Origin of the sequence: Pseudomonas sessilinigenes (assembly GCF_003850565.1) — a bacterium.
Taxonomy (GTDB): domain Bacteria; phylum Pseudomonadota; class Gammaproteobacteria; order Pseudomonadales; family Pseudomonadaceae; genus Aquipseudomonas; species Aquipseudomonas sessilinigenes.
Window position 1 is genome coordinate 6,723,159 of record NZ_CP027706.1, and the last position, 14,342, is coordinate 6,737,500.

General features: G+C 60.7%; 14 protein-coding genes and 1 pseudogene. 7 read left to right on the top strand and 8 right to left on the bottom strand.

All coding sequences use genetic code 11. The annotated features are described in order from the left end of the window. Positions 1-4 precede the first annotated feature (4 nt). Together C4K39_RS30610 and C4K39_RS30615 are read left to right on the top strand one after the other, a co-directional pair. Positions 5-687: pseudogene (locus C4K39_RS30610) on the top strand (ABC transporter ATP-binding protein). Then, positions 687-3,191 (top strand): ABC transporter permease, encoded by a 2,505-nt coding sequence (locus C4K39_RS30615; RefSeq protein WP_124348235.1) that lies wholly within the window; start codon positions 687-689, stop codon positions 3,189-3,191. The pseudogene C4K39_RS30610 and the gene C4K39_RS30615 overlap by 1 nt, the downstream one beginning before the upstream one ends. A gap of 20 nt (positions 3,192-3,211) precedes the next feature. On the opposite strand, the gene greB is transcribed toward C4K39_RS30615, so the two are convergent. Continuing rightward, a complete protein-coding gene (gene greB / locus C4K39_RS30620) occupies positions 3,212-3,685 on the bottom strand; it encodes a transcription elongation factor GreB (protein ID WP_068581794.1) in 474 nt (157 codons plus the stop codon). 243 nt (positions 3,686-3,928) lie between these two features. Here greB and C4K39_RS30625 point away from each other — a divergent pair, with 243 nt between their 5' ends. After that, the gene (locus tag C4K39_RS30625) at positions 3,929-4,558 is read left to right on the top strand and encodes a response regulator transcription factor (protein ID WP_068581739.1); all 630 of its coding nucleotides are present in this window, start codon (positions 3,929-3,931) and stop codon (positions 4,556-4,558) included. Positions 4,559-4,571: 13 nt separating this feature from the next. Here C4K39_RS30625 and C4K39_RS30630 read toward each other — a convergent pair whose 3' ends face one another. From C4K39_RS30630 to C4K39_RS30640, 3 genes are all read right to left on the bottom strand, one after another. Then, on the bottom strand, positions 4,572-4,880 hold the full coding sequence (locus C4K39_RS30630; RefSeq protein ID WP_083235922.1) for a hypothetical protein: 309 nt from the start codon (positions 4,878-4,880) through the stop codon (positions 4,572-4,574). Between the two features lie 294 nt (positions 4,881-5,174). After that, positions 5,175-5,609, bottom strand: coding sequence for a DoxX family protein (locus C4K39_RS30635; protein WP_068581745.1), 435 nt, complete (start codon positions 5,607-5,609; stop codon positions 5,175-5,177). A 102-nt stretch (positions 5,610-5,711) separates the two neighbouring features. Next, on the bottom strand, positions 5,712-7,133 hold the full coding sequence (locus C4K39_RS30640) for an MltF family protein (RefSeq protein WP_068581746.1): 1,422 nt from the start codon (positions 7,131-7,133) through the stop codon (positions 5,712-5,714). Positions 7,134-7,369: 236 nt separating this feature from the next. On the opposite strand from C4K39_RS30640, the gene C4K39_RS30645 reads away from it, so the two are divergent. The 3 genes from C4K39_RS30645 to C4K39_RS30655 all read left to right on the top strand — a co-directional run bounded on the left by C4K39_RS30645 (position 7,370) and on the right by C4K39_RS30655 (position 10,262). Beyond that, entirely contained in the window at positions 7,370-8,176 is an 807-nt protein-coding gene (locus C4K39_RS30645; protein WP_068581748.1) for a TatD family hydrolase, read from the top strand. Between the two features lie 85 nt (positions 8,177-8,261). After that, positions 8,262-9,743 carry a methyl-accepting chemotaxis protein gene (locus C4K39_RS30650; RefSeq protein ID WP_124348236.1) on the top strand — a complete coding sequence of 494 codons (1,482 nt, stop codon included), beginning with the start codon at positions 8,262-8,264 and terminating at the stop codon, positions 9,741-9,743. A gap of 156 nt (positions 9,744-9,899) precedes the next feature. After that, positions 9,900-10,262: a DUF962 domain-containing protein gene (locus tag C4K39_RS30655; protein ID WP_068581797.1), complete on the top strand. Its 363-nt coding sequence runs from the start codon at positions 9,900-9,902 to the stop codon at positions 10,260-10,262. A gap of 2 nt (positions 10,263-10,264) precedes the next feature. Here C4K39_RS30655 and C4K39_RS30660 read toward each other — a convergent pair whose 3' ends face one another. The 3 genes from C4K39_RS30660 to C4K39_RS30670 all read right to left on the bottom strand — a co-directional run bounded on the left by C4K39_RS30660 (position 10,265) and on the right by C4K39_RS30670 (position 12,358). After that, on the bottom strand, positions 10,265-11,062 hold the full coding sequence (locus C4K39_RS30660; protein WP_124348237.1) for an acyl-CoA thioesterase: 798 nt from the start codon (positions 11,060-11,062) through the stop codon (positions 10,265-10,267). A 107-nt stretch (positions 11,063-11,169) separates the two neighbouring features. After that, the gene (locus C4K39_RS30665) at positions 11,170-11,937 is read right to left on the bottom strand and encodes a CHAD domain-containing protein (protein ID WP_124348238.1); all 768 of its coding nucleotides are present in this window, start codon (positions 11,935-11,937) and stop codon (positions 11,170-11,172) included. Positions 11,938-12,079: 142 nt separating this feature from the next. Then, on the bottom strand, positions 12,080-12,358 hold the full coding sequence (locus tag C4K39_RS30670) for a hypothetical protein (RefSeq protein WP_068581760.1): 279 nt from the start codon (positions 12,356-12,358) through the stop codon (positions 12,080-12,082). A 219-nt stretch (positions 12,359-12,577) separates the two neighbouring features. Here C4K39_RS30670 and C4K39_RS30675 point away from each other — a divergent pair, with 219 nt between their 5' ends. Continuing rightward, on the top strand, positions 12,578-13,615 hold the full coding sequence (locus C4K39_RS30675) for a patatin-like phospholipase family protein (RefSeq protein ID WP_068581764.1): 1,038 nt from the start codon (positions 12,578-12,580) through the stop codon (positions 13,613-13,615). A 1-nt stretch (position 13,616) separates the two neighbouring features. On the opposite strand, the gene C4K39_RS30680 is transcribed toward C4K39_RS30675, so the two are convergent. Beyond that, on the bottom strand, positions 13,617-14,312 hold the full coding sequence (locus C4K39_RS30680) for a response regulator (RefSeq protein WP_068581766.1): 696 nt from the start codon (positions 14,310-14,312) through the stop codon (positions 13,617-13,619). Positions 14,313-14,342: the final 30 nt, after the last annotated feature.

The following is a 14,342-nucleotide window of genomic DNA, read 5'->3' on the forward strand; positions in this document are numbered from 1 at the left end:
CTCCATGGGCGCAAGCATTCTCACTGCGCGGAACCTTAGCAAAGTGGTTCCCAGCGCGGAAGGCGAGCTGACTATCCTTCATGAACTCAACCTGCAGCTTGATAAGGGTGACAGCCTGGCTATCGTTGGCGCCTCCGGCTCCGGCAAATCTACCCTGCTCGGTTTGCTGGCCGGGCTCGACTTGCCCAGCAGTGGTGAAGTCATCCTTGCCGGGCAAAGCCTGAGCCAGCTCGATGAAGACCAACGAGCACGCCTGCGGGCCGAGTACGTAGGATTCGTCTTCCAATCCTTCCAACTGCTCGACAGCCTCAATGCCCTGGAAAACGTCATGCTGCCCATGGAGCTGGACGGCCGCCGCGATGCCCGCAAACACGCGACCGAACTGCTGCAACGGGTCGGCCTGGGTCAACGCCTGAACCATTCCCCCGCCAGCTTTCCGGCGGAGAGCAACAACGCGTAGCCATTGCCCGGGCTTTTGCCGCAGAACCGCAAGTATTGTTCGCCGACGAACCCACCGGCAACCTTGACAGCCATACCGGCGAACGCATCAGCGACCTGTTGTTCGAACTCAACCAGGAAAACGGCACGACCCTGGTCCTGGTGACCCATGATGAGCGCCTGGCCCATCGTTGCCGGCGCCTGATCCGTCTTGAAGCGGGCATGCTGGTCGCCCCCCAGGAGCCTTGATGGCACGCCTGTCCCTGTTGCGCCTATTCAGCCTTGCCCTACGCCAATTGTTGCGTGATGCACGTGCCGGCGAGTTGAGGGTATTGTTCTTCGCCTTGTTGGTGGCGGTCGCGGCAAGTACCGCCATTGGCTACTTCGGTGCCCGACTGAACGCCGCCATGCAACTGCGGGCGACCGAATTCCTCGGCGCCGATCTGTTACTCGAGGGCAGCTCTCCTGCGCGGGCCCAACAGATAGAGAGCGGATTAGAACTAGGGCTCGTGCACGCCCGCACCGTCGAATTCTCCAGTGTCATTGCCACCGACAACGCAATTCAGCTGTCCAGCATCAAGGCCGTGGACAACGCCTACCCGCTACGCGGTCAACTCAAGAGCGCAGCAGGTCCCTATGCCTCCGAAGAGCCCGGTGGCGGGCCCAAGATTGGCGAAGCCTGGGTCGAGTCGCGCCTGCTGACGGCATTGGAGTTGAAGGTCGGCGACAGCATCGACGTCGGTAGCAAGACCCTGCGCCTGGCCCGGGTCCTGACTTACGAGCCGGATCGCGCAGGCAACTTCTACAGTTTGACACCTCGAGTCCTGATCAACCTGGATGACTTGCAAGCCACGGGTGTCGTCCAGCCTGGCAGCCGGGTCAGCTACAAGGAACTCTGGCGCGGCCCGTCCCAAGCTCTCGAGGCTTACCGCAAGTTGATCAAGCCAGGCCTGGAGGCCAATCAGCGCCTGCAGGACGCACGGGATGGCAACCAGCAAATCGGTGGGGCGCTGGGCAAGGCCGAACGCTATCTGAATATGGCCAGCCTGGTGGCCGTGCTGCTTTCGGGTGTCGCCGTGGCGCTATCGGCCAACCGTTTCGCCGCCCGCCGCTTCGATGCCAGCGCCCTGCTCCGCTGCCTGGGCCTGTCTCGCCGGGAAACCATGTTGCTGTTCAGCGCCCAACTGGGGCTTCTCGGACTGCTGGCCAGCCTCAGCGGTGCATTGCTTGGCTGGCTGGCGCAGTTGGTGCTGTTTTACCTGCTACAGGGGTTGCTACCAAGTGATGTGCCGCCCGGAGGACTGCTGCCCGCCATGGCAGGTATCGGCACGGGGCTGGTGGCCCTGGCCGGTTTCGCCTTGCCTCCACTGGCCGCATTGGGACGAGTGCCGCCGCTTCGAGTGTTGCGTCGCGACCTGCTGCCGATTCCGCCCAGTACCTGGATGATCTACGGCGTCGCTCTACTTGCCCTGGGCTTGATCATGTGGCGCTTGAGCCTGGACCTGGTGTTGACCTTCGCGCTGATGGGGGGTGGCCTGGTCGCGGCATTGGCGCTCGGCGGCCTGTTGCTACTGCTCTTGCAGAGCCTGCGCCGCCTCTTGGCAGGCGCCACCTTGCCCTGGCGCCTGGGGTTGGGACAACTGCTGCGCCACCCTCTCGCGGCAGCAGGGCAATCCATGGCCTTCGGCCTGATCCTGCTGTCCATGGCACTGATCGCCCTGCTGCGGGGAGAATTACTGGATACCTGGCAAAACCAACTGCCGCAGAATGCCCCCAACTATTTCGCACTGAACATCCTGCCGGCTGACAAACAAGCCTTCACCGAGCGCCTGGTGCAACTCTCGGCTCCTTCGGCGCCGCTCTATCCGGTGGTACCCGGGCGCCTGGTCAGTATCAATGGAGAGCCCGTGACGGAGCTTGTCACCAAGGACTCCAGCGGGGACCGTGCTGTCCAGCGAGACCTGAGCCTGACCTGGTCCGCCGACTTGCCTTCTGGCAACAGCATCACGCAAGGAAGCTGGTGGTCTGCCCGGCCTGACGAAGCCTTGCCTGGCGTATCGGTGGAAGCCAAGGTGGCCCAGAGCCTCAAGCTGAAGCTGGGTGACCGACTGACCTTCACTGTCGCGGGCGTCAACCGTGAGGCGCAAGTCACCAGCCTGCGTACTATCAATTGGGACAACTTCCAGCCCAACTTCTTCATGATTTTCCAACCCGGTACCTTGAAGGATCTGCCGGCCACCTATCTCACCAGCTTCTACCTGAGCCCAGGTCATGACCAACAGATCGTCGAACTGTCCAGGGCATTTCCAGCGGTGACCATCCTGCAGGTCGAGGCTCTGCTGGAGCAGCTGCGCAGTATCCTGGGTCAAGTCACCCTGGCAGTGGAATATGTGCTGTTGTTCGTCCTAGCAGCAGGAATGACGGTGCTGTTTTCCGGACTGCAGGCCACCCTGGACGAGCGTATTCGCCAAGGAGCACTGCTGCGAGCCCTTGGGGCTGAACGCAGTTTACTGGTCAAGGCACGGCGCATCGAGTTCGGCCTGCTTGGTGCCGCCAGCGGGCTACTGGCAGCCCTAGGTTGCGAGCTGGTCAGCCTGGCGCTCTACCGCTTTGCCTTCGACCTGCCCTGGCATCCGCACCCCTGGCTTCTGCTGCTGCCTCTGGCCGGGGCACTATTGGTGGGTGGGGCCGGGGTCTTTGGTACCCGCCGAGCCCTTAACGTCAGCCCACTGAATGTCCTGCGCGAAAGCTGAAGGCTCGCCCTGCGGCGAGCCTACTTCACGTATTCGATCTGATTGATCCACCAACAGGTTTCGCCCGCGGGGGTCACGACAACGGCCTCGTCCCCCACCTCCTTCTTCAACAGCGCCCTGGCCATGGGCGAGTCGATGGAGATGTAGTCCTTGCGCTGATAGATCTCGTCATAACCGACGATACGAAAGCGCTTGACCTGCGCCTCGTCGTTTTCGACCTCGACCCAAGCCCCGAAGAACACTCGCCCTTCTTGTTCGGGTGCATATCCGACGACCTTCATGTCTTCGAGGCGCTTACGGATATAGCGCACCCTGCGGTCGATCTCTCGCAGAAGCTTCTTGTTGTACTGATAGTCCGCATTTTCACTGCGGTCGCCCAGAGAGGCGGCCCAGGTGACCTTTTGAGTGATATCGGGACGCTTTTCCCGCCACAGGTAGTCCAGCTCCTGCTTGAGAGCATCGTAACCATCCTGCGTGATGAGCTTGGTACTCAATTGGTGTTCCATCTCCCAGCCAGGTAAAGGCTGCTCCGTTACGTGAATGAACTACAAACGCGACCCGTCATTAGAAATGGCAGCGACTCGTTCTTCCCTTTTCGCCCTCCCCTATCAGATCTGTCCGATTTAGGTTTCAGATAGGTCAGCCAATCATAGAACCAAGCCAACAAGGTTTACGAGCCAGGCGCATTTTCAGCCACGGCCCCGTATGCGCCACCAGATACCGAAGGAACTCTATCAATGGCCAATATCATCGTCGTCGACGACCACCCACTGATTCGTATGGCTATCAAGATGGCCTTGGAAACTCAGCAGCATACCGTAGTCGCCGAAACCGACAACGGAGCGGACGCCGTCCAACTAGCACGCCGACATGTTCCGGACTTGTTGATCCTTGACCTGGGAATCCCCAACCTTGACGGTTTTTCGGTCATATCCCATGTCCGGAGTGCACAGCTAGACATCAAGATCCTGGTGGTGACGGCAAGCGACGCCAAGAATTTTGCCTTTCGCTGCCTGCTGACCGGAGCCGCTGGTTTTTTGTCCAAGGGCGAAAATCTGCACGAACTGAATAATGCCGTCAAAGCCGTCCTTTCTGGATACAGCTACTTTCCAGAAGATACCCTCAGTGCCTTGCAGCAGAACAACAAGGCCGCCGACCAGGAAAGCGTGTTGGTTTCCCGACTGACAGACCGTGAGATCACGGTCCTGAAACTGCTGGCCAGCGGCCTGAGCAACCAGCAGATCGCCCAGACACTCTTGATCAGCCACAAGACTGTGAGCACCTATAAAGTCCGCTTGCTCAAGCGTTTCAGTGTTTCCAGCCTGGTGGCACTGGCAGAGCTGGCAAAACGCAACTCGATCATTTGAATGACGGCTCGAACTAGCGGCGAACGATCAGCCCTTGTCGAGCGATGCGCGTCAGTTGCTTGATGACCTCGATCGCTTCTTGTGCCCCTGGGGCTGGAATGACAGCCAGATCGAAACTATCACTGGCAAAACGCGCCAAGGATTCGCCTTCTTCGACAAACTGGATCAGAAACGCCGCCGGCCCTACGGAGCGTTTAGGCCAACCATCGAGATAGCGCAACAAGGTCGGTTGATGCTTGCCGCAGAGGAGGATTTTCGGATTGCGCTGGGAAAGGTTCGCCGTGATTGGCGCAAGACGTAGAAGAGGGCGTGGTGCATTCATCGTATCGTGTCTCTGCCTCAAGTTTCTGCCGGGCAGGTGAGAGGCACCACCGAACCAGCGCTTTAGCGGTACTTCGAAACCTGGAATGGCTTCTGATAGTGAGCAAGCTGGCTCACCTGGCGCCCCGCAAGTAGCTGTTTAAATCGGCGCATGAGAAACATCCTAGAGAAGCTGGCAGGCCAGTGTCAAGATTCGGCCAAAACGAAAAAGGCCTGCATTGGCAGGCCTTGGATAACTTCACAACGCTCGCTCCAGGACAGTCGATAAGTCTGCGACCTCCTAAAGCTGCGTGGCTCATTTGGTGATGGCGGCGTCCAGCGACAACTTGCCAGCTCCCTCGAGCAACACCGCCAAGGTGCCCCCCAGCAACGCCAGGGCGAACTCGTAACCATTATTGGCCATGAACAAGCCATTGCTGATATGCACCGAGAAGATCGCCACCAGCAGGGTGAATGTCAGCCCCAATGCGGCAGGACGTGCGAGCAAGCCGATGATCAGAGCCAAGCCGGCAAAGAATTCGGTGCCACCGGCCAGCAGCGCCATCAGGTAGCCAGGGGCCAGGCCGATGCTTTCCATCCACTGGGCCGTACCGGCCAGGCCGCCGCCGCCGAACCAGCCGAAGATTTTTTGCGAGCCATGGGCGGCGAAAATGATGCCAACAAGAATGCGCAGGATAGTCAGGCCGTAGCCTGCACGGGTGCCCAGTACGTTTTTGATCAGAGTGCTCATGCTATGTAGTCCTGTGTAAGGTGAGGAAGTTGGTCGCCATACTAATCAGTTTTCATCATGTTAAAAGCGGAAATAACCCGTAATAACAATCAGTTTTTTCGATTATTTGCGAGACACAACTTTCCGCTCCCGAGGCTCCAGGGAATCTCGCTCACGATCAAAGGCCAGATAGTATTTGTTGACACTATTAACATAGCTGACAGCCCCCACTCCGACCTGCTCCATGGCGATACGCTCCACCTGGAAGAACCACTGGTTGGGGTTCAACCCCCGGCGCCTGGCTTCGTTGCGCATTCCCTGGACCCGCTCAGGCCCCATGTTGTAGGCCGCCAGGACAAAGGCCATGCGTTCGCGCTCATTGAGCTTGGGGCTGGAGAAGAACTTGCGCCGGATCATCGCCAGGTACTTGGCTCCGGCCTGCACATTGCTGTCTACCGATTGAATGTTACTGACACCTACTCGCTGCGCCGCAGAAGGGGTGATCTGCATCAGGCCAGTAGGCCCACTGCCGCTCTTCGCATTGGGTTGCAAGGCCGATTCCTTGAACGCCAGGGCTGCAAGGTTCAGCCAATCCATGCCCTGCTCCCCGGCATGCTTCTGCAGCACCGGACGCAGCTTCTCCAATCGCTGACGATCAGCCCGGGCCAAGGGATAGTGCACCTGATACTGGCGTCGATAGGTACGCAAGAATGCTACATCCTGATCCGCCGGGGTTTTGTAGGTCTTGAGGAAACGATCGATGCTCGCCCGCAGCATCGAAGCGTCGCGACGGACGAACCAGTGCTCCTCCCCCGGATCGCTGATCTTCAATTGGCGATCAAAACGCAACTTCGGCAGGATCTTGCTCCACCGCTCTGCAATCGGCTGCTCCACGATAGTCAGGTGGAAGATGCCCCCTTGGACCATTTCCAGCACATCCTCCACTGCCAGGCTGGGGTCGACCCACTCGATCTTGATCGGTGCCAGCTTGCGCAGCGCCAATCGCTGGTTGATCTGGCTCACCGCATCCCCGGCAGCACTGCCGGTAGTCAGGGTCAGGGTCTTTCCGGAGAGTTGCTCGGGTCGCGTATAGCGGCGCTCGCCCTTGATGCCTACCAGTAGAAGGGGAACATTGCTGGCAATTGGATCACTGGAGCTGACGGCATGCCCTGGCTGGGCCTCGAGCAATTCTCCTGGCGCCACCAGGTCCCCTTCTCCACGCTGCAAGGCGCCCAGTAGCTGGTCCTTGGCCTTGGGAATGATCTTGAGGCTGATTTCCTGGCCATCGCGGGCGTGACCGTTAAGGTATTGCTCGAACGCCCGCAAACGATGGTACTCGACACCGATAGGCTGGCCCTTGACCTCACCGGAACTATTACGGCTCTGGTTGACCAGCACTCGCAGTACGCGGCTGCTACGGATTTCCGCCAGGTCGCGCACCTTGCCCGAAGCCAGCACTTCCGGCGGGCCTGCCAAGCGCGCCATTGCCGGCAACGGCAATAGCAATGTCAGGCACAACGCAAACAACATCGAGGATCGGATCATCCGTTCTCCGCAAAGAATACTGTTCAACCCTTCGTCGCTTTTTAAGGATTGGTCGACAGAAACCGAGCGCCTTGAGCGCTGACAAGGTGCGAAAGACAGGTGAAATGGCCTCAGGACGTTGTGGCCACGATCTGCCTCCGGCAGCAAAAGACAGCTTCAACTCGTTGTAGTTCTTGGTTTTTCTTATTAAATCTACAGCTCTGATATGCTTTCCGGCCGCAGGCGGAGATAGCACCATGCAACTCATCGATATTGGCGTCAACCTGACCAATCCGTGTTTTTCCGAAAAACACCAAGCCGTTCTCGATCGAGCTTATGCAGCCGGAGTCTGTCAGTTGGTCGTGACCGGGACCAGTATCGAGGGCAGCGAACAAGCCCTGGAGCTATGCCAGCAACTGGACACCAGCGGCCAGAGACTGTTCGCCACGGCCGGTCTGCATCCCCATAGCGCCAGCGACTGGAACACCGACAGCACACGGCGCTTGCGGGCCCTGCTGGGCGAACCACAGGTACGAGCGATTGGTGAATGCGGCCTGGACTTCAACCGTGACTTCTCCCCTCGCCCGCAGCAGGAAAAGGTGCTGGAAGAACACCTGGCCTTGGCCGTCGAGCTGCAACTGCCGGTATTTCTCCACGAACGCGACGCCAGCCAGCGCCTGCTGGATATCCTCAAGGACTTTCGTGACCGTTTGCCGGCAGCCGTAGTGCACTGTTTCACCGGCGAGCGACAAGCGTTATTCAGCTACCTGGACCTGGATCTGCACATCGGCATCACCGGCTGGATCTGCGACGAGCGCCGAGGCACTCACTTGCATCCGCTGGTACGCGAGATCCCTCGTGGGCGCCTGATGCTGGAAAGCGACGCCCCCTATTTGCTGCCTCGCAGCCTGCGGCCAAAACCGAAGAACGGGCGCAATGAACCAGCCTATCTGCCAGAGGTACTCCGCGAAGTGGCCTTGCACCGGCAGGAAACACCCGAAGACCTGGCCAGCCATAGCACCGCTTGTGCCAGGGCCTTTTTTGGCTTGTCAGAAATTGGTTGATGCATATCAAGATTTTTCTGACCCCATAGGGGCACAATAATGGCACCTTGCCAATACTATTCCGCTCAATCAGAGAAGACCTTCTATGGGTGCCTGGCTTAGCAATATCTCGCTGAAATACAAATTCTGGGCGGTCAATGCGGTCGCCTTCGTCACCACCTTGTTGCTGGTGCTGTATGCAGTACAACTGGAACAGCAGGCCCGCGGCCAGAACGCCCAGGTGGCGGCTCAGGCTCAAGCTCGCCTGCTCGATGCCTGGCCTGCTGGCACAGCGCTGCCCAGCGCCGAGAACCTGGTGTATTTCTCCCGTGGACAGACACCAACCCTGAACGACCAGCCCCTGCCGCAGCTGAACGGCGCCAATGGTTGGGTCCAGCTCAACCACCTGCCATTGTTTGGCGAAAATCCGTTGCTGGGCGCCGAAGTCATCAGTCGTGCCGATGGCCAGCAAATCGCGGTGGTGGCCCATACGCCCAGCCTCGCCCAGGTTTTCAGCGATCGCTTCACCAACTATGCGGTCGCCGTATTCATCCTGATGTTCGCCATGCTCTGCGCTTCGCAGTTGCTGATCCGCTTCCTTCTCAGCCAGCTCAATACCCTGAAGGACGTGATGCTGCATGTAGAAAAGACCGGCGATCTGGCGGCCCGGGTACCGCTGTCCTGCAAGGACGAAGTGGGCCAGATGGCCAGTGCCTTCAACGCCATGCAGGCCGGCTACCAGCGAGTGGTGAATACCGTGGCCAACACTGCCCGCCAACTCGACCAGGGAGCCGCACGCCTGGCTTCGAGCATGAATGATGTGCGCCACGGCATGCTCGGCCAGCAAAGCGAAACCGACCAGGCCGCGACGGCCATCAATGAAATGTCCGCCACTGTCTACCATATCGCCCAGCATGCGGGCGCAACTCGGGACCTCTCGCAAACTGCGGACACCCTGGCCGGCACTGGGCATGAAGTGGTGGGCCGGGTACAGAAGTCCATCGCCGGGCTGTCCAACGGCGTGCAGCAGACCGCCGAGATGATCCAGAAGCTGGCCGAGGACAGCCAGAAGATCAACGGCGTGGTCAACGTTATCCACAGCATCGCCGAGCAAACCAACCTACTGGCCCTCAACGCCGCCATCGAAGCCGCCCGGGCCGGCGAGATGGGCCGGGGCTTCGCCGTGGTGGCCGACGAAGTACGAAACCTGGCCAAGCGCGTGCAGACCTCTACCGACGAAATCACCAGCATGGTCTCCGCCCTCCAGGCCGGCACCCGCGATGCCGTGGACTTCATGCAGGAAAGCTCATTCAAGGCCGATGACTGCGTACAGCAGGCCCAGGAGGCTGGCGCTGCCCTGGAGGAAATCACTGGTGCTGTTGCCCAGATGCGCGAGAGCAACACCCAGATTGCCGTCGCTGCGGAACAGCAGAGCCAGGTGGCGGAGGAAATGAACCGGGCAGTGGTCAGCATCCGCGACGTGACCGAGAACACGGTGCAACAGACTGTCGCCTCTGCGACGACCAGCAGCGAACTGGCCACCCTCGCCGGCGAACTGAGCAAGGCCATCGGCCAGCTCAAGCTCTGAATCGACGCCATCTGCCAAGGGGTGAGGCCTGCTCACCCCCTCTCTCCCAGAGCCCCGCGGTTGTGCTATCGAGCCGATAGCCAGCCTTGATTCGTCGCCGGGCGGCCCGCGCCCTATCCTTGGTCCATGAGTTTCCAGACACTAAGGATGATCATCATGGGCCAACGCCACCCCAACCTTCCCGCCTGGCAATGGCGAGTCTACCCACACAGCCACCAGCATCCGACCAACCTGGTATTGCACCTGATTGCCGTACCGCTGTTCATCGTCGGTTTCCTGCTCATTGTCTCAGGGGTGTTTTCCCTGAGCCTGGCGAGCCTGGCCATCGGAGTGGTGGGCATCCTGGCGGCCCTGGGCCTGCAACGCCACGGCCACAGCCTGGAGGCACAGGCCTCCGAGCCCTTCAGTGATCGCCAAGATGCAATACAACGCCTGCTGACAGAACAATTCGTGACTTTTCCACGCTTTGTCCTCACCGGTGCCTGGTGGCGTGCCTGGCTGCAGCGCCACCGACACTGACCTCAGGCGAAAATGGTCACCGTCTGCCGGCTCAAGGCGATCAACTGGCCCTGGGCGCTCCACAACGCCGCAGCAGCGTGACCATAGCCATCGCGAGCATGCTCGATGTCTACCCGATACTTGCACCAGTCCAGCGTACTGAGCTCCAGCAACGGCTGGACGAACTCGATCGTCCAGGTCAGGGTGCTGCCGGCCGCGGGTTTGCTCAGGTGCGGCAACAGGGCGGGTGGCCAGGCATCCACCAACGCCAGGATGTGCGCCTCGGTCACCGGCTCCTCCTTCAGGTCACCGCGCAGGCGCACCCACCCTCCCATGTCCCGGGAGCGATTGCCGGTGAAAGGCATGCCGCCGATACTCCAGCGCATCGCCAGATGACGCATGAACTCCGGGGTCACGCCCGGGATATAGGGCAGTTCCTGGCAATCGTCCCAGTGCTTCATTTCGGGCGCCGGCAAGGCCCCGACACTCACCACCGACTCACGTGATGCGCCGAAGCTGCCTTGCACCAGGGTCACGACCTGGCCTTCCTGCATCACCCGCCCCAGGACCTGGCTGACCGCCTTGCCCTCACGCAGCACATCCACTTCGAAACTCACCGGCACTTCGGGAGCCACCGGACCGACGAACGTCACCGCCAGGGAGCGCACGGGGCGATCCGCCGGGACCTTGGCCCGCATCGCTTCATACTGCAAGGCGACCACCAGGCCACCGAAGCTGGCACGCCCTTGGGCCCATTGCGCCGGAATGACCAGCGCCTGTGGCTGGTTGCGGACAGCTTCGAGCAAATCGTGGAAACGCATGAAAACCTCAATGGAGAAAGAAGACAGGGGATGTTAACCAGCGTCACGGATGCACACAGCGCCTATTCCGGCCAAAGCAGCGGACAGAAAAGCCGCGACCTGGCGGCTCACCCCTGGAAGCAATCAGCGCATAGCTTGTCCAGTACCTGATCGGAGCGGGCCTCGGCCTTGAGCATGGTGCGCCGCCATACGGCCATGCAGGGCAAGAGATCCAACTCATGCTCGGCCTGAGCTAGCCATTGCCAGCAATCGTGCCAGTCCCCCAGCACTGCCTGGGCCTCCTTCAGCCGCTTGACGGCCTTGGCAGGCAAGCGCGCCAAGTCGGGATAGGCATCTGCGCCATAACGCACGCGCTTGATCAGCAGCCGCAAGCGATGGCGATCATGGGCCGGGTCCTGCAGCGCGTCGCCCAAGATCCGCCACTGCCTGGCCAGGCGCTTTTCGATGCACTGGCGCAAGCCACCCAACAGTCCTTGGTGCTGGGCGGCCCTGAGAAAGCGCGGAAACGCATCCAGTACCATCAACAGCTGCGCCAGCTCCGGCCCACTGGCCACCGCGGCATACTCGCCTTGCAATTGCGCGGTGCGCCGATCGGCAGGCGCATGCTGGCCATGCTGATGCAGATAAGCCGCCAGCACCTCGCGATCACGGATCGGCGTGGTCACGCGTCCGACTTCACTGGCCGCGTCCTCCAACTGCTCGACACCCGGCAAACCACGCAAAGGTCGCAACAGGCTGCGCAAGCGCCGTACGCCGACACGCAGGTCATGCAGGGCCTCGCCATCCGTGGCGGCGGCCAAGCGAGCCTGGCACGCCAGCAAGTTCACATCCAGGCTCAGGATCTGAGCCACCAATCGATCGATCAAGGCAGACATCAAGGATTCCCCCAAGCACGACACACATCCGGCAGCGCACTGCCGTTCCCCTGAACGGCATCGCGGGCCGATGACCAGCCCAATGCCAGTTCATCGACCCGCGATCCCCGTATTACCGTTTCAGCGTAACGCGTATGGCGATTTAACGCCCGGCGCGAGACTCACGAATGTAGAAGCGCGCCTTCTCGGCCTTGTTGGTGCACCCTTCGAAGGCTTCGAATTGCTGCTGGGTCTTGGCCCCCGTCAGCAACGACAGTGCCTTGGAGTAACTCACGGTGCCGGCGAAACCCTCGGCCTTGGCCAGGTCCAGCTCATGCCAGGCGGCATCCAGCTGCGTGCCGCAGCTATCACGGTAGGCAGTCTTGCCTGCGCAACCGGTCAACGCCAGTGCTATCAGGGGCAAGCAGATCCAGGCTTTCATCAATGACACCTCAGGAATGGAAAACAGTCGTACAGGGTAAGACGGCGACCGCAGGAAAAAGTGCCAGGCCCATCTTCTGGAAAATATAGCCGCGCCAGTCTATCCGTGCGGCCAGCCAGGCACAGGAAAAACACCGAGCGCCCCTGCAGGCACATCGACGATTGAACCCCGGGCCGCTATGGGTGCATTGTTGCAACCTGCTTGGCGAAAGGACAGATCATGAACAAACGTGTCGCACTGGTCCTCGGCTCGGGAGGTGCCCGCGGGTACGCCCATATCGGGGTGATCGAGGAAATCGAGAAGCGCGGTTATGAAATTGCCTGTATCGCTGGCTGCTCCATGGGCGCCGTGGTAGGCGGTATCTACTCGGCCGGCAAGCTCGCGCAGTACCGCGAGTGGATCGAAAGCCTGGATTACCTCGACGTACTGCGCCTGGTGGATGTGAGCTTTCGCCTGGGAGCCATTCGCGGCGAAAAAGTCTTCGGGCAGATTCGCAAGATCGTCGGTGACGTGAACATCGAAGACTTGCGCATTCCCTACACCGCGGTTGCCACCGACCTGACCAACCAGCAGGAAATCTGGTTCCAGGAAGGCTGCCTGCATCAAGCCATGCGCGCCTCGGCGGCCATTCCCAGCCTGTTCACCCCGGTGATGCAGGGCAATCGCATGCTGGTGGACGGCGGCCTGCTCAACCCGCTGCCGATCGTTCCGGTGGTGTCCAGCCACTGCGACCTGATCATCGCGGTCAATCTCAACTCCACCAACCAGCGGCACTATCAGTTGCCGGTGATCCAGCGCCCCCCAGCCTTCAAGAGCCGCTTCGACAGCCTGATCAACTCGTTGGGCTCGCGCCTGCCATTCCGACGCAAGCAGGCCGAGCAACTGTTGTTGCTGGAGCAAGAGGCATTTAGAAGCGATGCGGCGCAGATCAATCCCTGGGTCGAAGGCGCCGAACCTGAGTCCCAACAGCCCGCCGCGGCCCCGGAAACCGACGGTGCCCCCAGGTCGGCCAGCGGCTCGTTCATCGTCGATAACGTCGGCCCCGCCTCGCTGCTGGACCTGGTCAACCAGAGCTTCGAAGTCATGCAGACGTCCCTGGCCCAGTACAAGATCGCCGGCTACCCGCCGGATATCCTGATCAACGTACCCAAGCGGGTGTGTCGTTTCTTCGAATTCTACAAGGCGCCGGAGCTGATCGCCCTGGGTCGGGAAATCGCCAGCGACACCCTCGACCGCTACGAACAGGAGCAGCTCTAGCTCAAGCTTCGCCCGTCAACAAGCGATAACCGACCCCGGCCTCGGTGACGATAAAACGCGGCCGGGTCGGATCGTCTGCCAGCTTCTGGCGCAGGTGCCCGACCACGATCCGCAGGTAATGACTGTCCTCGGTATGGGTCGGCCCCCAGATGTCCTTGAGCAGTTGCTGCTGGGTGATCACCCGCCCCGGGTGGCGGGCCAGCTGGGCCAATACCGCATATTCCTTGCGTGTCAGGGCCACTTCCACGTCCTCGAGCAAGACCCGGCGGTACGCCAGGTCGACCGTCAAGGGCCCCACCTGCAACGCCGCTTCCTGGACTTCTCCCGACGGTGCCTGGCGCAACAGGGCGCGTATGCGAGCCAGGAACTCCTGGATACCGAACGGCTTGGTGACATAGTCGTTGGCCCCGCCGTCCAGGGCTTCGACCTTCTGCAACTCGCTGGCCCGCACCGAGAGCACCAGCACTGGTACCGCCGACCACTCGCGAAATTCGCGCAGCACCTGCTGGCCATCCATGTCCGGCAACCCCAGGTCGAGCACCAGCAGGTCCGGCTTGTTCAACGCCGCCTGGGCCAGGCCCTCGGTACCGGTGCCGGCTTCAATCACTTTGTATCCTTGGGACGCCAGGCTGATGCGCAGGAATTTGCGGATCTGCGGCTCGTCGTCGATGACCAGGATGGTCGCGGTCTGGCTCATGGGTTCAGTTCAAGACAAATAAGAGACAAG